Annotated in this window: 20 protein-coding genes; 12 read left to right on the top strand and 8 right to left on the bottom strand. The window is 68.5% G+C overall.

Annotated elements, in window-relative coordinates; genetic code table 11:
- The first annotated feature begins 11 nt into the window (after positions 1 to 11).
- A complete protein-coding gene (locus tag DEU34_RS13015; protein WP_121150927.1) occupies positions 12 to 398 on the top strand; it encodes a DUF779 domain-containing protein in 387 nt (128 codons plus the stop codon).
- Positions 399 to 491: 93 nt separating this feature from the next.
- Here the strand turns inward: DEU34_RS13015 and DEU34_RS13010 are convergent, their stop codons facing one another.
- Positions 492 to 1526 carry an NAD(P)-dependent alcohol dehydrogenase gene (locus tag DEU34_RS13010; protein ID WP_121150925.1) on the bottom strand — a complete coding sequence of 345 codons (1035 nt, stop codon included), beginning with the start codon at positions 1524 to 1526 and terminating at the stop codon, positions 492 to 494.
- Positions 1527 to 1608: 82 nt separating this feature from the next.
- Complete coding sequence (locus DEU34_RS13005) at positions 1609 to 2730, bottom strand: hypothetical protein (RefSeq protein ID WP_121150923.1); 1122 nt, start codon at positions 2728 to 2730, stop codon at positions 1609 to 1611.
- Positions 2731 to 3009: 279 nt separating this feature from the next.
- Here DEU34_RS13005 and rpsF point away from each other — a divergent pair, with 279 nt between their 5' ends.
- The 5 genes from rpsF (at position 3010) to dnaB (ending at position 6634) form a co-directional block, all read left to right on the top strand.
- Positions 3010 to 3384 carry a 30S ribosomal protein S6 gene (gene rpsF, locus DEU34_RS13000; protein ID WP_116646939.1) on the top strand — a complete coding sequence of 125 codons (375 nt, stop codon included), beginning with the start codon at positions 3010 to 3012 and terminating at the stop codon, positions 3382 to 3384.
- 4 nt (positions 3385 to 3388) lie between these two features.
- The gene (locus DEU34_RS12995; RefSeq protein WP_116646938.1) at positions 3389 to 3919 is read left to right on the top strand and encodes a single-stranded DNA-binding protein; all 531 of its coding nucleotides are present in this window, start codon (positions 3389 to 3391) and stop codon (positions 3917 to 3919) included.
- Positions 3920 to 3997: 78 nt separating this feature from the next.
- Entirely contained in the window at positions 3998 to 4252 is a 255-nt protein-coding gene (gene rpsR, locus DEU34_RS12990) for a 30S ribosomal protein S18 (protein ID WP_116646937.1), read from the top strand.
- Positions 4253 to 4261: 9 nt separating this feature from the next.
- A complete protein-coding gene (rplI, locus tag DEU34_RS12985) occupies positions 4262 to 4714 on the top strand; it encodes a 50S ribosomal protein L9 (RefSeq protein WP_121150921.1) in 453 nt (150 codons plus the stop codon).
- A 537-nt stretch (positions 4715 to 5251) separates the two neighbouring features.
- Positions 5252 to 6634 (top strand): replicative DNA helicase, encoded by a 1383-nt coding sequence (gene dnaB / locus DEU34_RS12980; RefSeq protein WP_116646935.1) that lies wholly within the window; start codon positions 5252 to 5254, stop codon positions 6632 to 6634.
- A 278-nt stretch (positions 6635 to 6912) separates the two neighbouring features.
- Here dnaB and DEU34_RS12975 read toward each other — a convergent pair whose 3' ends face one another.
- Positions 6913 to 7863, bottom strand: a complete 951-nt coding sequence (locus DEU34_RS12975) for a sugar kinase (protein WP_121150919.1) — start codon at positions 7861 to 7863, stop codon at positions 6913 to 6915.
- Entirely contained in the window at positions 7860 to 8117 is a 258-nt protein-coding gene (locus DEU34_RS12970; RefSeq protein WP_121150917.1) for a hypothetical protein, read from the bottom strand. Before DEU34_RS12970 ends, DEU34_RS12975 begins: the two co-directional genes overlap by 4 nt.
- A gap of 20 nt (positions 8118 to 8137) precedes the next feature.
- On the opposite strand from DEU34_RS12970, the gene DEU34_RS12965 reads away from it, so the two are divergent.
- Together DEU34_RS12965 and DEU34_RS12960 are read left to right on the top strand one after the other, a co-directional pair.
- On the top strand, positions 8138 to 8458 hold the full coding sequence (locus DEU34_RS12965; protein WP_121150916.1) for a hypothetical protein: 321 nt from the start codon (positions 8138 to 8140) through the stop codon (positions 8456 to 8458).
- The gene (locus tag DEU34_RS12960) at positions 8455 to 10062 is read left to right on the top strand and encodes a helix-turn-helix domain-containing protein (RefSeq protein WP_121150914.1); all 1608 of its coding nucleotides are present in this window, start codon (positions 8455 to 8457) and stop codon (positions 10060 to 10062) included. The genes DEU34_RS12965 and DEU34_RS12960 overlap by 4 nt, the downstream gene beginning before the upstream one ends.
- A gap of 12 nt (positions 10063 to 10074) precedes the next feature.
- Here DEU34_RS12960 and DEU34_RS12955 read toward each other — a convergent pair whose 3' ends face one another.
- Positions 10075 to 10557 (bottom strand): Lrp/AsnC family transcriptional regulator, encoded by a 483-nt coding sequence (locus DEU34_RS12955; RefSeq protein WP_121150912.1) that lies wholly within the window; start codon positions 10555 to 10557, stop codon positions 10075 to 10077.
- Positions 10558 to 10689: 132 nt separating this feature from the next.
- On the opposite strand from DEU34_RS12955, the gene ald reads away from it, so the two are divergent.
- Together ald and alr are read left to right on the top strand one after the other, a co-directional pair.
- On the top strand, positions 10690 to 11805 hold the full coding sequence (ald, locus tag DEU34_RS12950; protein ID WP_121150910.1) for an alanine dehydrogenase: 1116 nt from the start codon (positions 10690 to 10692) through the stop codon (positions 11803 to 11805).
- 43 nt (positions 11806 to 11848) lie between these two features.
- Complete coding sequence (gene alr, locus DEU34_RS12945; protein ID WP_183042480.1) at positions 11849 to 12958, top strand: alanine racemase; 1110 nt, start codon at positions 11849 to 11851, stop codon at positions 12956 to 12958.
- Positions 12959 to 13033: 75 nt separating this feature from the next.
- On the opposite strand, the gene DEU34_RS12940 is transcribed toward alr, so the two are convergent.
- The gene (locus DEU34_RS12940; protein ID WP_121150906.1) at positions 13034 to 14491 is read right to left on the bottom strand and encodes a HAMP domain-containing sensor histidine kinase; all 1458 of its coding nucleotides are present in this window, start codon (positions 14489 to 14491) and stop codon (positions 13034 to 13036) included.
- Entirely contained in the window at positions 14488 to 15162 is a 675-nt protein-coding gene (locus DEU34_RS12935) for a response regulator transcription factor (protein WP_121150904.1), read from the bottom strand. Before DEU34_RS12935 ends, DEU34_RS12940 begins: the two co-directional genes overlap by 4 nt.
- A 147-nt stretch (positions 15163 to 15309) precedes the next feature.
- Here DEU34_RS12935 and DEU34_RS12930 point away from each other — a divergent pair, with 147 nt between their 5' ends.
- Entirely contained in the window at positions 15310 to 15870 is a 561-nt protein-coding gene (locus DEU34_RS12930) for a hypothetical protein (protein ID WP_121150902.1), read from the top strand.
- A gap of 58 nt (positions 15871 to 15928) precedes the next feature.
- On the opposite strand, the gene DEU34_RS12925 is transcribed toward DEU34_RS12930, so the two are convergent.
- A complete protein-coding gene (locus tag DEU34_RS12925) occupies positions 15929 to 17020 on the bottom strand; it encodes a DUF1611 domain-containing protein (protein WP_121150900.1) in 1092 nt (363 codons plus the stop codon).
- A 226-nt stretch (positions 17021 to 17246) separates the two neighbouring features.
- On the opposite strand from DEU34_RS12925, the gene DEU34_RS12920 reads away from it, so the two are divergent.
- Complete coding sequence (locus tag DEU34_RS12920; RefSeq protein ID WP_121150898.1) at positions 17247 to 17840, top strand: nitroreductase family protein; 594 nt, start codon at positions 17247 to 17249, stop codon at positions 17838 to 17840.
- Positions 17841 to 17890 lie beyond the last annotated feature (50 nt).

Below are 17890 nucleotides of genomic sequence, written 5' to 3'. Positions count from 1 at the left end.
AAGGACCTGTCATGACCGACTATTCGAGGGTCGACGTGACCGAAGCCGCGGCATCGCTGCTCCGCGACCTGACGAAGCAGCACGGTCCGCTGATGTTCCACCAGTCGGGCGGATGCTGCGACGGCAGCTCGCCCATGTGCTACCCGGTGGGGATGTTCCTCACCGGGTCGGGTGACGTGCATCTCGGGGCGATCGACGCCGGGCTCGACGACCCCATCGAGGTGTACATGTCGGAGTCGCAGTTCGAATACTGGAAGTACACGCACCTCACCATCGACGTCGTGCCGGGCCGGGGCGCCGGCTTCTCGGTCGAGGGCCCGACGGGCATGCGGTTCCTCATCCGCTCCCGGATGCTGGAGCCCGCCGAGCTGGCGGCGTTCGGGCTCGCGAAGGGCTGACCCCGCAGCATCCGCTCGCCGGAGAAATGCACCGAGGTCGGAGGTTTCACGTGAAAACCTCCGACCTCGGTGCGGTGCTCCGGCGCCGACGTGTCAGGGAACGACGACCGCGCGGCCGCGCACCTCGCCGTGGTGGAGCTTGCGGTACGCCTCGACGGCCTGATCGAGGTCGTAGCGCTCGACGTGCACGCCGACCGACCCGGTGCGGGCGAGATCGAGCACCTCGATGAGCTCGCCGCGCGTGCCCCAGTAGGGAGCACGAACGGCCGCGCCCATCGGCGTGGAGAAGAAGCCGGCGGGCATGATGCCACCGCCGATCCCGACGATGTGGATGAAGCTGTTGACGGCGGCGACCTCGCGGGCGAGGTCGATGGTGGGCTGCACGCCGACGAAGTCGAAGACGGCGGACGCGCCGAGTCCGTTCGTGAGTTCGCGGATGCTGTCGGCCGCGCCCGGGCCGGAGACCACCGTGTGGTGAGCGCCGACCTCGGTCGCCAGTTCGAGCTTCTCCTCGCTCACGTCGACGGCGATGACCGTGACCTGCGAGATCGCGCGCAGGATCTGCACGCCGACGTGGCCGAGGCCTCCGACGCCGATGACCACGGCGACGCCGCCCGGGTAGAGCTTCTCGCGGGCCGAGACGATCGCGTGGTACGGCGTGAGGCCGGCGTCGGTGAGCGATACGGTCTCGACCGGGTCGAGGTCGCCGAGCGGCACGAGATGGCGCGGGTCGTCGACGATGACGTACTCGGCCATCGCGCCGGGCGCACCGAGGCCGGGAGGGGTGATGCCGAGCTCGGCCGCGTAGGGGCAGTAGTTCTCGGCGCCCTGAGCGCAGGCGTGGCAGCGCCCGCAACCCCACGGCCCGTAGATGGCGTAGGGGTCTCCGACCTTCAGGCCCTCGACGCCGTCGCCGAGCTTGTCGATGACGCCGGCGCCTTCGTGACCGAGGGTGAGCGGCAGACCGTAGGTGTACTGCTCCTCGGGAAGGTCCATGACGAACCAGTCGGAGTGGCAGAGCCCTGCCGCGGTGACCTTGAGGCGGATCTGGCCGGGGCCGGGTTCGGGGGTGTCGATCTCGACGACCTCGGGTCCCTTGCCGATCTCGCGATACTGCACTGCCTTCATGGCTCTCCTTCTTTCGGGGCGGTACCTCCACTCTGCACCCGTGACGCACCCGCGTCACGGGGGGTTGCCGCATCCCCGATGGTCAGCGACCGAGGAGGGCCGTCCAGCCGCCCATCACGGTGAAGAGCCATCCCAGTCCGAGCACGCCGAAGACGATCAGCGCGACCCATGACACGCGCGTCTTGAGTCGACGGCCGGATGCGGCGACGCCGGGCGGAGGCGGAAGCAGAACCGGCGCCTGTCCGGGCTGCGCGCCCGGGATGCCCGAGGCGACCGCGTCGAGGGCGGGGGGCGCGAGCCGGTCGTCACGCCAACGCGCCCACTGGGAGAGCTTGTCGAGCAGCGCGGCGACCACGGTGAACAGCCAGCCCCACGTCGCCGGGTCGAGGGTCGACACGTCGCGCTTGGCATAGAGGAAGAGCCAGTCGTCGACGATCTCGACGTCGAGCTGCGCGGCGTTGTCGATGAAGCGCGCCATGATGTCGGGCGTGAACAGGTAGAGCGCGTCGCGTTCGTAGCCCTGAGGGCAGTACAGCGCGAAGTGCTGGTCGAAGTCGCCCTCGAGGCTGAGCCGCTGGTCGCGGTCGTAAGTGGCGGGGAGGTTGGAGGCGCCGAAGAGGCCGTTGTTGCCGATCGCGTCGAGGATGATGTGCGGCAACGGCACGTCGAGCTTGACCGCGACGTAGCCCCAGCGATGCGTCGTGCGATTCTTGCCGCTGCCCGTCGTGTAGCTGTAGTTCGCGAACTCGACGAAGCGGGGCTGCTCTCCGCGCATCAGGTCGGTCGAGGCACGGCTGCTCCCCCGGTGGAAGATCATGCCGGGCAGCTGCGGGTCATCGAGCTTCGGTACGTAGGTGAGTCCGTTCGCCCGGGCGAACCGGTCGAGACGCATCCAGCGCACGGCCCGGCCGCGGACGCCGCGCACGGCGAGGAAGACGATGCCCCCGCAGACCGCGATGGCCACGATCACGGGGAAGACGGCGACGCCCCCGAGCCCGCCCCGCACGAGCGCCGTCACGACGCCGACGCCGACGGTGAAGAGGGTGGAGACGATCACGAACCCGCCGATGACCACGATGACGATGCCCGCGGCGCTCGACGTGGGGGCGCGCCCCTCCGTCTTCATGCGTCGGACGTGGGCTCGCGCCTCGCGCGCGTCGACGGGCTCGGTCAAGGGGCGCGCGTCGAACGCCACGCCGCTCATCGGGTCTCGGCTGTCCGCTGCATGACGTCCACGCTACCCACGCGCCGCCGCTGGCCCTGGCCGCGAAACCCGTTCCCCGCGGCGAGACCCCGACATATTGCCCGGGTCTCGCCGCGCAGACGCGGTCTCGCGGGTAGGGCGACGGAGGGGACGGGGCATCCGCTACACTGAGGAGGTTGTCTGGCAGCGGTCTGTCCGCGTGAGTCCCGATGACGTGCACACACCCTCCTGCTTCCGGGAAATGCCCGGAAGCCGTTCTAGTCCGAAGGAGGTGGGTTAGTGACGCACCAGTACGAACTCATGGTCATCCTTGATCCCGAGGTCGACGAGCGCCAGGTCGCTCCGAAGCTCGATGGTTTCCTCAAGGTCATCACGAACGACGGCGGCTCGATCGACAAGGTCGACATCTGGGGCCGCCGGCGACTCGCTTACGAGATCCAGAAGAAGAACGAAGGCATCTACGCCGTCGTCAGCTTCACCGCCACGAGCGAGGCCACGCAGGAACTCGACCGTCAGCTCAAGCTGAACGAGCAGATCATGCGTACCAAGGTCCTCCGTGCCGAGGAAGCGATCGCCATGATCGCCTCCGAGAAGCAGCGCTCCGACGAGAAGGCTGCCCGCAAGGCAGCGCGCCCCGCCAAGCAGGACGCGTAGCGCCATGGCCGGTGAAACGATCATCACGGTCGTCGGCAACCTCACCGCCGATCCCGAGCTGCGTTACACGCAGAACGGGCTCCCGGTGGCGAACTTCACCATCGCGTCGACCCCCCGCACGTTCGACCGTCAGGCGAACGAGTGGAAGGACGGCGAAGCGCTGTTCCTCCGCGCGTCGGTGTGGCGCGAGTTCGCCGAGCACGTGGCGGGTTCGCTGACGAAGGGTGCACGGGTCGTCGCGACCGGTCGCCTCAAGCAGCGTTCCTACCAGGACCGCGAGGGCCAGAACCGCACCTCGATCGAGCTCGAGGTCGACGAGATCGGCCCCTCGCTGCGTTACGCGACCGCACAGGTCACGCGCGCAGCGTCGGGCGGCGGAAGCGGCCAGACCGGTGGCGGGCAGTCCCGTCCGCAGGTCGCGGCCGACGAGCCGTGGTCGACGCCCGGATCCTCGACCGGAGGCAGCACTCCTGCCGCCGGCGGAGCCGACGCGTGGAGCACGCCCGGCAGCTACGGCGACGACACCCCCTTCTAAATGCCCGTCGATCGGCAGCGCGGTGAGAGCCGCACGGTGCCGAGAGACAGCATCCACATTTCACAGTAAGGAAGCACTATGGCTGGAAAAGCCACCGGCGACCGCCGGAAGCCGCGGAAGGGCGCGAAGAACGCGGCCCCCGCGAAGGCGATCCGCGTCGGCCTCATCGACTACAAGGATGTCGCCACCCTCCGCAAGTTCATCTCGGAGCGCGGGAAGATCCGCGCCCGTCGTATCACCGGTGTCTCGGTGCAGGAGCAGCGACTCATCGCCCGCGCGATCAAGAACGCGCGCGAGATGGCTCTCCTGCCTTACGCCGGCGCCGGCCGCTAAGGAGCAACCATGTCGAAGCTCATTCTCACGAACGAGGTCACGGGGCTCGGTAGCGCCGGAGACGTCATCGAGGTCAAGGACGGCTACGCCCGTAACTACCTCATCCCCCAGGGATTCGCTGTGGCGTGGACCCGCGGTGGCGAGAAGCAGGTCGCGTCGATTCGCGCGGCCCGTGAATCGCGCGCGATCCACGACCACGAAGAGGCCGTCGCCCTGAAGGACACCCTCGAGTCGAACAAGGTCAAGCTCGCCGTCAAGGCCGGCAACGAAGGCCGCCTCTTCGGCGCCGTCAAGACCGGCGACGTCGCAGACGCCGTCAAGGCCGCCGGTCTCGGCGACCTCGACAAGCGCAAGATCCAGATCACGTCGCCGATCAAGTCGGTTGGCGAGCACGAGGCGACCGTTCGCCTGCGTGACGATCTCACCGCCGTGATCACCCTCCAGGTAGTTGCTGCGAAGTAGTACCGAACGTCGGTCCTTCGGGACCATCGGATGCCGCGGACCCTCAGGGGTCCGCGGCATCCGTCGTTCGACGTCAGTGCGCCGATCGCTCGGCGCCCGAGCGACTCTTCCGACCGCCGATGTCAAGTTTTCGCGGCAGTTATCCCCGAAGTTGTACACATGCGGCAGATGGTTTCGCAGAACCTTCAACCCACACTTCAAGTCGTCTGGGGAGGGTGGCATGTGGATACACTAATGCCTGATCAGGCGGCATTTATTACCCTCAAGTAAGTAGCATTCTGCAGATTCTCCACAGGTGTTGTACACAGGCCGCCCGGCGTTTCTCGACATCTCTCCACAGACTTATCCACAGGCCGGTTTGCGAGGGGCTGATCGCCTCCATAGCGTGGGGGCAGCCCACCGAAGAAACCCCGTCGAGACGCGCGATCACCGGCCGTGTCGGAGGTTGGTGGTGACATCTCCCGAAGCGGATCGCACCTCGTCCGCTTCGTTTTTCGGTGCGCTCCGCGCGCCGATGCGCACAACCCCGCGGAGCCCATGAACGGAGACCACGTGTCGATCGCCGACATCTCGGAAGAACGCCTGGGCGGACCCCGCAAGCACGAGCGCACCCCTCCGCACGACCTGCTGGCAGAGCAGAGTGCGCTGGGCGGAATGCTGCTGTCGAAAGACGCCGTCGCCGACGTGATCGAGACGCTGCGAGGGGCCGACTTCTACGTGCCGAAGCACGAGTTGATCTTCGACGCCGTACTGACCCTCTACTCGCACGGCGAGCCCACCGACGTCGTCGCCGTCACCGACGAGCTCATCAAGACCGGCGAGCTGCAGCGCGCCGGCGGTGCCGACTACCTCCACACGCTGACGTCGATCGTGCCGACCGCGGCCAACGCGGGCTATTACGCCTCGATCGTCGCCGAGCGGGCCCTGCTGCGCCGCCTCGTCGAGGCCGGCACCCGCATCGTGCAGATGGGCTACAACGGGCAGGGCGACGCCCTCGACCTCGTCAACAACGCCCAGGCCGAGATCTACAACGTCTCGGGAGCCGAGACCGCCGAAGACTACGTGCCGTTGACGATCGCCGTCGACGCCGCCGTCAACGAGATCGAGGCCGCCCGCGGCCGCGACGGTCAGATGACCGGAATCCCCACAGGGTTCAGCGGACTCGACCAGCTCACCAACGGCCTTCACCCGGGCCAGATGATCATCATCGCCGCGCGACCCGCCATGGGTAAGTCGACGCTCGCGCTCGACTTCGCCCGCGCAGCGGCCATCAAGCACAACATGCCGACGATCTTCTTCTCGCTCGAGATGGGGCGCAGCGAGATCGCCATGCGTCTCATGAGTGCCGAGGGCGCGATCCCGCTGCAGAACATGCGCAAGGGAACCCTCGACTCCCGCGACTGGACGACGATCGCCGCCACGCGCGGCCGTATCAACGAGGCGCCGCTCTACATCGACGACAGCCCCAACATGACGCTCGTCGAGATCCGCGCGAAGTGCCGCCGCCTCAAGCAGCGCGAGGGTCTGAAGATGGTGGTCATCGACTACCTGCAGCTCATGACGAGCGGCAAGCGCGTCGAGTCGCGTCAGCAGGAGGTCAGCGAGTTCTCGCGTGCGCTCAAGCTGCTCGCAAAGGAGCTCGGGGTTCCCGTCATCGCGCTGTCGCAGCTTAACCGTGGCGCCGAGCAGCGAGCCGACAAGAAGCCCGCCCTCTCCGACCTCCGCGAGTCGGGCTCGATCGAGCAGGACGCCGACATGGTGGTGCTGCTGCACCGCGAAGCGGCGTACGAGAAAGACAGCCCGCGTGCCGGCGAGGCCGACCTGATCGTCGCGAAGCACCGCAACGGTCCGACCGACACGATCACCGTGGCCTTCCAGGGCCACTACTCGCGCTTCACCGACATGGCCGTGGGGATGTAGAAGGACGTTTAGGTCCCTCGTGACGTCAGGGTTATGGGTTTCGACGGCGTAGCGCGAACGCTCCCGGCCGGCTTGGTGGCGTTAACCGCGCCCTAGGGGGCTGCGACAACGTGCCCGAAGGCAAGCTGGGCGAAGATGACACGAGGGTCAGGCCGATGCCGCGGCCCTCACGCAAGGCGTGGGTGGTGAGCTGCCCCCACAGCTCGCAGCCGGGTTTAATTGAGCTCGACTCCGATTGCAGTGACGAGCACTACGTCGGCGCTCCGCTGGTGTGAGCGTTAGCGGATGATTCCTTCTCGCGCGCCGATGCGGCCGAGCTCGGCGGTGGTGGCGCTGCCCTCCCAGTCGCCGATGACTGTGCACGCGTACGCGCCTGCTGCTGCGGCGCGATTGAGACGCGCTGTCATGGGCGTATCGGTTCCCCACAAGCTGAGGTAGCCGGCCACGAAGGCATCGCCAGCGCCTACTGTGTCGACTACGTCCACGGCAATTGCGGGCTGCTCCACGCGTTGCAGCCGGTTTGCGCCGAGCGCGCCCTTGGCCCCGCGCTTGATCACGACTTCCCGAGGGCCCAGGTCCAGCAGCCGTTCGGCAAGCTCCGGTGCGGTACCGGTACCGACGAGCAGGGCGGCCTCGTCCTCTCCGGCGAACACTACGTCGGACAGCGACGCGATCCACGCATACACCTCGCGAGGGTCTCGGTCGCGCCAGACGGCTTCGCGGTGGTTCACGTCGAACGAGACACTGGCGCCTGCCGCCCGGGCACGCCGGGCGATGTCGACAGCGCAGTCCAGCGCCGTTTCGGAGAGCCCGGGGAGGATGCCGGTGAGATGCACAACGTCCGCACTGTGCAGCAATTCATTAGGGACGTCCGAAGACTCGATTGTGGATGCAGCGCTACCGCGGCGCCAGAAGCTCACGGTACCCGTCGACGTGGTTTGCCGATGTTTATGCATGAATCCGGTCGGCCGGTCGGCGCACCTCGGGGCATGCACCTCGACTTGCTCGGCGCGAAGCTCGCGGGCAATCAGGTCACCGATCGGGTCATCGCCGAGCCTGCTCACCCAGGACACTCGCGTTCCCAGCCGGGCAAGCGCGATCGCGACGTTGCTCTCCGCGCCTCCGAAGCTCAGTGTGTGCGCGCGGGATGCATGAAGAGGACCGGGACGGTCGTTTGCGACCAACCCCATCGTCTCGCCAACGGTCACAATGTGGACGGGGTTTGTCATGAGCCGCCCCGGGTCTCCGCAACGGAGCGGACTGCCTGACGTGCCCGGTGGGCGAGTTCTTCGAGGTCGCCACCGGCGAAGGCGTCGACGATCAGTGGCCCTCCCAGGCTCACCGCGATGCAGCCTGCACGAATCCACGCCGGGATTGCTTCGAGAGTGACCCCACCTGAAGGCAGGGTCTGCACGTCGGGGAGTGGCCCCGCCAGTTGCCGGACGTAGTCGGACCCGACGGTGCTCGCCGGGAAGATCTTCACCGCGGTGGCGCCGCGACCAGGTGCTGCGCTACATCAAGGTGGCCCCCTACGCGGAGGAACTTCGCATCGTCCAACCCGTTGTCTCGGCGAGCAAGACCGGTTTCTACCCGGGCGTGCGCAGCGATATGGGAATCGTGAGGTTCCGCGGCACGGGCTTCTCGTACGCCGCGTCCACGCGAGGGTCGCACGATCTCCTGTTCGCTCCGGAGGACGAGGGTGAGATCACGAACGGCAAGGTCGGGCATGCCTTGCTGCGCCACTGGTGGCCCGAGCAGTGGGGGCCCGCTCCGCTCGTCGACTCACCGCACCTCGCCGCGCACGACCCAGTGAAGGCGCGATGACGACGCCGACATCCGGAGTGTCCCTCAACAAGGTGCTCAGCGAACTCGGATCCACGGTCGTCGAGCTCGCGATCGGACGAGTCGACCCATCGGTGATGGTCTCCACCGTGAGCATCTTCGACCCGCTCGATCACTCGTTGATCACACCCGGGTCTCTCGTGCTGGGTGTCGGGGTCGCGGGCGACGAGTCGATCCTCGACCTCATCCGTCACCTCACCGATCGCAACGCTGCCGCCGTCGTCCTGCGAGAACCGATCTCCGTGGACCGGAACGCCGCGGCTCAGCTGGAGGAGACCGGGGTTCCCGTCATCGGTCTTGTCCGCGGCGTGCCGTGGAATCAGGTCGCGGCCGCCGCCACTCTCACGATCTCGCGAAGCACGCTGGAACTGAGCCGACCCACGGAGGCTCACCTCATCGGAGACGCGGCCGATCTGCGATCCCTCGCCAATTCGGTTGCGGCATTGCTCGATGCGGCCATCACCATCGAAGACGTCAACTCCCGGATCGTGGCCTTCTCGTCGGGGGATCATCCCGCCGATCGCTCCCGCCGTGCAGCAGTGCTGGGGCAGCAGGTCCCCGATTCCTCGAAGCAACGGTTGAGGTCGGCGGGGATCTTCCACCGCATCTACGCCGAACCCCTGCCGATATTCGTGGAAGCGGGCGACATCTACGAACGTGGCCGCGCCGTCATCCGGGTCACCGCCGGAGAGTCTCTCCTGGGGTCGATCTGGGCGGTCGTCGATGCGCCACTGGACGGGCATCAGCAACGCGTGCTCGTCGAAGCATCCCGCCTCGTCGCGATACAGATGCTGCGCGAACGCGTGGAAGCAGACGCCTCACAACGGCAACGCCGTCGTCAACTCGCGGCTCTTCTGGCCGGCGGCGACTCAGCGAGACACGCCGCCCACGAGCTCGGCCTGCATTCCAAGAAGTACGCCGTCTGCGCGGTCACCTCCGTGGACAGCGTCAACGAGGACCCCGCAGATGTGGTTCGTATGGATCGGATCAGCCGCACCTTCGAACTGCACCTGTTGACCTTTCATCCGCACAGTGTCGCGGGAGTGATCGGGAAGGTCGTGTACGGCGTCCTCCCCGTCGACGAGAAGCACGCGTCGGAACGGGCCTACCTGTCGAGTGTCGGCGGCGACTTCGTCACCCAACGGGCGACACGTCTGCCGGTGCGGCTGGGTATCGGCGAGCTCGTCGACGACATCGCGGAGCTCAACCGGTCGCGGTCCGACGCTGATCGGGTGCTCCGCGTCATCGCCAAGCGAGAGCGAGGGGCATACCGAATAGATGAAGTCAGACACGATGTGATCCTCGCGGAGATGAAGGAGCGCTGGATCGACGAACATCGCACGGTGAGCGACGCTGTCACGCAGCTCGAAGAATGGGACGACAGGCACGGCACGCAACTGGTCGCCACACTGGAGATGTACCTCGAGAAATTCGGCGACGTGCGGACGGGAGCGGCGGAATTGATCGTGCATCCGAATACGTTCCGGCTGCGCCTGCGTCGGATCCAGGAGCTGCTGGGGGCGGATCTCGAAGACCCTGATCAGCGTTTCAGCCTGATGCTGCAGCTGCGCCTGCGGCGCCTCTAGCCTCTCGCGGCTTCACGCGACGGGAAGCGACTGGCTGCGCCCGTAATCGAAGATGATGCTGGTGCGTGTCGAGGCGACACTCTCGTGACCCGAGATCTCTTCGACGACGAACTGCCTCAGCGACGCGGAGTCTGCGACAGCGATGTGGATCACGAAGTCATCGCCGCCTCCGACGAAGAAGAACTGCGTCACTTCCGGCAGGCGTCTCACGTGGGCGGTGAACGCCTCGATATGCGCTTGACGGGCACCCGCGCGCAGCGAGACCCCGATCAAGGCCTGGATCGAGTTCCCCAGGGCGGTGGGTGAGATCACCGCTTCGTAGCCGACGATCACTCCCCGCGTCTCGAGGGACCGCAACCGTGTGTGAGCTGTGGACTCCGCGACGCCGGCGAGGGTCGCGAGCTGCCGGTTCGACGCGCGTCCGTTGTGGATCAGGGCCCTGACGATGGCCGCGTCGATGTCGTCCAGCTCGGGGGTTCGTGGATTCTTCGCCATCGCGACGTCCGACTTCCTCTTACGTGAAACACCTGGTCGATCACCGCTGGGATACGCGCGAATCCTTCGGTTGGAACGCTGGATGCTTCTTTTTGTTCTCATACTAGAGCCCACAATCCGAAGGAGATCCTCATGATCGTTGGCGTGCCCACTGAGATCAAGAACAACGAGAACCGTGTCGCCATCACTCCCGCGGGCGTGCACGAGCTCGCTGGGCTGGGCCACGATGTCGTGATTCAGGCCGGTGCCGGCGCAGGATCGGGGTTCCTCGACGAGGACTTCGTGCGCGCGGGGGGCCGTATCTCGGGGTCGGCCGGGTCTGTGTGGGAGCAGGCGGAGCTTCTGCTGAAGGTGAAGGAGCCGATCCCGTCGGAGTACCCGCACCTGCGAGAGGGTCAGGTGCTCTTCACCTACCTGCATCTCGCCGCATCGCGCGAGTGCACCGACGCGCTTCTGGCCTCCGGAACCACGGCGATCGCGTACGAGACGGTACAGCTGCCCGACGGGTCGCTTCCGCTCCTGTCGCCGATGAGCGAGGTCGCTGGCCGACTCGCATCGCAGGTGGGGGCCTACCACCTCATGCGATCCCAGGGCGGGGTGGGTGTGCTGATGGGCGGGGTTCCCGGCACACCGAAGGCGCACGTGGTCGTCATCGGAGGGGGCGTCGCCGGAGAGCACGCGGCCGCGAACGCCCTCGGCATGGGCGCCCGGGTCACCGTCATCGATCGGTCCTTGCCTCGACTGCGCCAGCTGGAGAGGATCTTCGACGGCCGAGTGGAGACACGCTCGTCGACAACGTATGAGATCGCCGATCAGGTCGCCTCCGCTGACCTCGTCGTCGGGTCGGTACTCATCCCGGGAGCACAGGCCCCCAAGCTCGTCACCACCGACATGGTGCGCACAATGAAGCCGGGATCGGTGCTCGTCGACATCGCGATCGACCAGGGAGGATGCTTCGAGGGATCACGGCCGACCACTCACGACGACCCCACCTTCGCGGTCCACGATTCGATCTACTACTGCGTGGCCAACATGCCCGGCTCCGTGCCCGCCACATCCACGCGGGCTCTCACCAATGCGACGCTGCCGTACGTCGCCGCGCTCGCGACGCTCGGGTGGAAGAGCGCCCTCCGTGACGACAGGGCGCTGGCGGGAGGGCTCAGTGTGCACGCGGGATCGGTCGTCAACGTGCCGGTCGCCCGCGCATTCGACCTCCCCGCGACACCGTCGGACGCCGTCCTCAGCTGACATGTCCGGGATTCCCGCCGGTGGCGTAGAACGCACCATCCACGTGCGTCTGGACGCTATCCGGGAGAACGTCGGTCGCTTCGCCGAGCTGGTGTCGCCGGCCGAGGTCATGGCGGTCGTCAAGGCCGATGCATACGGCCACGGAGCCATCGCCGTTGCGCGAGCCGCCCTCGAAGGCGGAGCATCGTGGCTGGGCGTAGCCCACATCGCTGAAGCGCTCGCACTGCGCGACGCCTTCATCGAGGCGCCCCTGCTGGCCTGGCTGCACACACCCCACTCTCCGTTCGAGGAGGCGGTGGCGCGACGCGTCCGTCTCGGGATCTCCTCCCGGGAGGAGCTCGACCGCGCGGCGCGCGCCGCCGTCGTCACGCGGCGTCGCGCCACCGTCCACCTGAAGATCGACACGGGGCTCGGGCGAAACGGATCCACGCCTCGGGGGTGGCATGACCTGCTCGTCATCGCCGAACAGCACGAGCGGCGCGGAACCATCCGCGTGGAAGGAGTGTTCTCGCATCTCTCGGTGGCCGAAGACCCCGCTCGCGACACGGAGACCGACTGCCAGCGCGAGGCCTTCGACGACGCCGTTGCGGCCGCCCGCGAGCACGGCTTCGGCGTGCGGGTCGCGCACCTTGCCAACACGGCGGCGGCCCTGCGGCGGCCTGACCTGCACTACGACATGGTGCGCGTCGGCATCGGAACCTACGGGTTGTCCCCACTCCCGTCCTCAGCGGCAGCTCCGTTCACCCTGCAACCGGCCCTTTCGTTCCGCACGGTGCTGTCGGCGATCAAGGTGCTCCCTGCCGGTCACGGCATCTCTTACGGAGCACGTCACACGACGTCCCGTCCCACGCGCGTGGGACTCGTCCCGGTGGGGTACGGAGACGGGCTTCCTCGATCGGCGCGGGGAATGTCCGTCACGATCGGCGGTGTGGCGCATCCGATCCTCGGAGTCATCGCCATGGACCAGTTCGTGATCGGTCTCGATGGAGAGGACGAATCGAGCCGACCGCAGCCTCCCCGCGTGGGGGATGAGGTCGTCGTCATCGCCCACGAGGGCGTGAACAGCGCGGACGCCTGGGCGGCGGCGGCCGGGACGATCAACTACGAGATCGTCACCCGGCTCGGGATGCGGGCGCACCGGTCGTACTCCTGAACGCGGGCGAGAACCTCGCCGCGCCCGCCGCGGCGGCCGTCGTGAGTCGGGGGCGCCCGCTCGTCGACCGTCGCGTCAGAACGGCACCATCGCCGGGGCCCGGGCGATCACGCCCGTCGGGAGCGACACCACGAACCTCGCGCCGCCGACATGCCGTTCGCAGACGACGTCGCCGCCGTGGGCCCGGGCGATGCCGCGGGCGATGGGGAGGCCGAGGCCGGCGCCGGTGCGGGCCGCGCGAGCCGGATCGAGTCGTAGAAGCCGCTCGAAGATGCGCTCGCGGTCGCCGTCGGGGACACCCGGCCCGTCGTCGGTGACACTTGTCGACGCCGTGTCGCCGGGGCCGACGGCGAGCTCGACCCGCACCCGTCCGGTGCCGGCGGTGACGCGGGCCGCGTTGTCGACGAGGTTCGCCACGACCTGCGCGATGCGGTCGGCGTCGACGGTGACGGGAACGGGGTCGGAGGGTACCCGCAGGTCGAGCCGCAAACCGGGGTGCACCCGCCGCATCCGCTCGGTCTCGTCGTCGAGCAGTGCGCGCAGATCGATCTTCTGCGCACGCAGCTCGAGGCCCTGGTCGACGCGCGCCATCGTGAGCAGGTCGTCGACGAGACGCGACGCGCGCGAGGCCTCCTGCACGACGCGAGCCGCGAGCAGCTCGCGATCGGGACCGTCGAGGTCGGCCCGGATCAGGGTCTCCGCGGCTGCCCGCATGCCGGCGACGGGCGTGCGCAGTTCGTGCGCGGCGTCGGAGAGGAAGGCGCGCAGCCGCGTCTCGGCGTCGAGGGCAGCCTGTTCTGCCCCCACCACGTCGTCGAGCATGTCGTCGAATGCGGCGGCGACCCGACCGATCTCGGTGTCGGGTCGCGTCGGGCGAAGGCGCCGATCCCGGTCGCCGGCGGCGACGGAGCGCGCGGCGTCCGACATGCGGTCGAGGGGGCGGAGGGTGCCGCGCACGATGAGCACGACCGCCCCGGCGCCGAGGGCGAGGACGACGACGGATGCGATGACCATGACCCACCGCACCTGGGCGAGCGTCTCGTCGATCCCGGCGGTCGAGGCCGTGAGCGTCACGGTGGACCCGTCGCTCAGGGTGGAGCGGAGTGTCATCAGCCGATCGTCGCCGCTGAGCTCCGACGCGGTGACCGTCGCGCCCGCCGAGGTCGTCGACGGCGTCGACGCGAGAGGCGCGGGCGGACCGTTCGGTCCGGGCCCGCCCGGAGGGCCCTCGCGCAGCTGATCGGGACTCGGGCCCGCGACCACCGAACCGCCGCCGGCGTCGTCGATCCGCACGGAGAGCCCCTGTGCCGAGAGGCGCTCGGCGAGGTCCTCGGAATCGACGGTGCCCACGAGCGACGCGGCCGCAGACGCGCGGTCACGGAGGCGATCCTCGATCTGGCTACGGAGCCGTGCCCCGAGCACCACGTCGACGACGATCACGAGAACGATCAGCACCAGCGCGAGAAGAGCGAGCACCGCCACGATGGTGCGTCGGCGCAGCGACCCGGTGCGCAGTGCCCCCGCGGCGGTCACGGCGCGACACTCAGCCGGTAGCCGAGGCCGCGCACGGTGTGGATCATGCGCGCACCCCGGGTCTCCATCTTGCGACGCAGCGCGCTGAGGTGCACTTCCACGAGATTCGGGTCGTAGTCGTCGTACCCCCACACCTCGGTGAGGATCTGCGCCTTCGACAGCGTCCGCCCCCGGCTCTCGATGAACATCCGCAGCAGCCGGAACTCGGTGGCCGTGAGGTCGAGAGTCTCTCCGCCCCGGCGTGCCAGCGCGGCATCCGGGTCGACGACGAGGTCGCCGACCTCCATCGTCGACGGCAGACGGCCCCGGCGTCGCAGCACCGCGGTCGTGCGCGCGACGAGCTCGGCCATCGAGAACGGCTTGACCACGTAGTCGTCGGCGCCGCCGGCGAAGCCGCGGAGGCGATCGTCGACATCGTCGCGGGCCGTGAGCATGATCACGGGGGTATCGCCCGCCTCGCGGATCACCGGCAGCAGGCGAATGCCGCTCGGCCCGGGCATCATCCAGTCGAGCACCAGCAGATCGGGCCGGAACGTCGCCAGTCTCTCGGCGAGGTGACGGCCGTCGGCATCGCCCTCCGCGATGAGGCCGTCGGCCCGCAGCGCCGTCACGACCGACAGTCGGATGGTCTCGTCGTCGTCGAGGACGAGCACGCGGGCGGGGGCAGGCATCCTCGGCACGGTACGCCGCGCGACTGGACGGCCCTTATGCGTTCGGTAGGTGGATGCTGCGTGCTCGCCGACTTCAGGCCTGCTTCAGACATCGATCACAGGCTGGAGAGAGAAGCCGGCGGAGCGTCCCCGGCGGACAGGATCACCATGAACAACGACCACATCTCGCCGAACTCCGACGATCACGACGACCAGAACGACACGCTGCCGCTGACCCGTCCGACGGTGACCGAGGAGCCTCAGCCGCGACGGTGGATGCGCCCGGCGCTGATCGTCGGTGCGGTCATCGTCGCGGCCGGTCTCGCCGGCGGCACGGCCGCGGTGGCTGCCCAGTCGAGTGCCACCGCGTCGTCGCTCTCGTCGTCGGCAGTCCGTGCCGACGGGATCGCACCGACCCCCGGTTCCGACGCGACCGCATCGACTCCCGGTTCGGACGGCGCGGCGCCGACGCCCCCCGCTGAGGGCGCGGCACCGACCCCCGGTACCGACGCAGCGGCCCCGACTCCTCCGGCCGGACCCGGCCGACCGGGAGCCTGCGCCGGCGGCGAGGGTCCGGCAGAACGCGACGGGCGCACCCCGCCGGTTCCGCCGACCGACGGGACGGCGCCCACGCCGCCCGCAGAGGGAACGGCGCCGACGCCTCCGACCGACGCACCCACTCCTCCGGCGGGTGAGCCCACGCCGCCCGCCGAGACCCCGGGCCGCTGACGACAGGCCCGTCGGCGAAGACGAGTCTCGTCCACGGTGCTCGCCGGGCCGGCCGAGGTCAGGTGGCGGCGAGCACCGACCTCTCTCGGAGGGCGGGGTAGGCCTGGAAGACCATCTCGACCAGGTGATCGATCGGCCGTGTCAGCGGGTCGGTCGCGGGCACGCCGAACTCGAGCTCGTACTCGTCGATGGCGTCGGTGACCTGCTGGTCGGTCATGTTCTCGTGGTTGATGGTGACCCCGATCACGCGGGTGCGGGCGAACGCCTCGATCAGGGCGATCTCGCTCGCCGCGGTCGGCATCGGTATGGCCGGATAGTCTCCGAGCGTGCCGCGCAGGGGTGCGTGCTGCACGATGACACCGTCGGGGCGGGCGCCGCGAAGGATGTACGCCGACGTGAGATAGGCCGGGTGGCTGAGCGCTCCCTGCCCCTCGACGACGATGATGTCGGGGTTCTCGTCGTGGAACGCAGCGACGACCTGGCCTTCGACCTCGCCCGAGCAGTACTGGGGAACGGTGGCGTCGAGGGCCACGGCGTAGCGCGCGCCCTGAATGAGGGCGGTCTGGCCGGTGCCGATCATGACGGCCTTGATGCCTCGGGCGCCGAGCGCCTCGACCAGGAGGGTCGTCGTGGTGCGCTTGCCGATCGCGCCATCGGTACCGAGAACGGCCACGCGCGGGCAGGTCACGTCGAAGATCTCGCCGGTGAACAGGCGCAGATCCTTCTTGTCCTTCGTCCGTCGCACGTCGGTGATCGTCACGTCCGCGAGGAGGGCCGCCGCGGCGAACTCGGCGTCGTCGTTGAGGAATTCGTGCAGCCCATTGACGAGGTTCATGCCCGCGACGATGGCGTCGAGGAGATCGGCGCGCTGGGCGGGGTTCAACATTCCGCCGGCGGGGGCCATGCCGAAGATCATCGTGTCGGGCACGCGTCCCGCGTGCACGATCGCGTCACCGAGATCGGCGACGACCGGGATGCCCGACGCGAGATCGCCGAGCACCGTGCCGGCGTCGCTACCGGCGAGCGTGCTGTCGATCACGCAGACGATCCGATACTTCTCCGAGTGGCGAACGAGACCGTTCGCCGTCTTGCCGTCCTGGCGCCCGAAGGTGCCTTCGCAGTACACGACGGCCGTGGCGGAATGAGTCATGATGCTCCCCTGATATCCCAGAGGAGGCGACAAAACCGAGCTGTCTTCCCTGACGCCCGCGAGATGCCGACCCCTGGACCGTAGCAACCCTTCCTGTGTAACGAGGAGCGAGGTGCTGCATATGCGCGGGAATAGACCTGGCCGCTCCGCGTTCCACACCGTGGCGCACCCGCGCCGATCGCTCAACGGCGCGCGATCCAGACACACATGGCCCGAGGAGCACGTCATGAGCATCGACACCGTCACGGATCGCGTCGCCCGCACCGACACCCCCATCCTTCCCGTCCTCGCGGAGCGCTGGAGCCCCCGCTCGTTCGTCGCCGACGAGACGATCGACGAGCAGAAGCTCGCCGCTGCCATCGAGGCCGCGCGCTGGTCGTCGTCCGCCGCGAACTCGCAGCCCTGGCGCTTCATCGTCGCCCGACGCGGCACCGAGGCCTTCGCCCGTATCGCCGCGACGCTCGCCGGGTTCAACGGGGTCTGGGCGGGCTCGGCGGGAGCACTCGTCGTCGCCGCTTATGAGCAGACCGGCCCCGAGGGCGAGCCCCGTCCGTGGGCGCAGTACGACCTGGGGCAGGCCATGGCGCACTTCAGCATCCAGGCGCACGCGAGCGGGCTCCACGTGCACACCATGGGCGGCTTCGACGCCGACGCGGTGTCGGCCGCGTTCGAGCTGCCCGTCCGCATCCGTCCCCTCACCGTCACGGCCATCGGGGCACTCGCCCCGGCGGAGGCACTGGGCGACGAGACGCTGATCGCGCGCGAGACGGCGCCGCGCGAGCGCCGCCCGCTGTCGGAGATCGTGCTCACCGACCAGTAACGGCACCGGCCTATACCCCACGCGCGCGGATCGCGCACGAGGGCTTGCAT

It is taken from the genome of Microbacterium sp. AG1240 (assembly GCF_003635115.1).
Lineage (GTDB): Bacteria > Actinomycetota > Actinomycetes > Actinomycetales > Microbacteriaceae > Microbacterium.
Note: the sequence above shows the minus strand (reverse complement) of the source record. Positions and strands in the feature narration are given on the sequence as shown.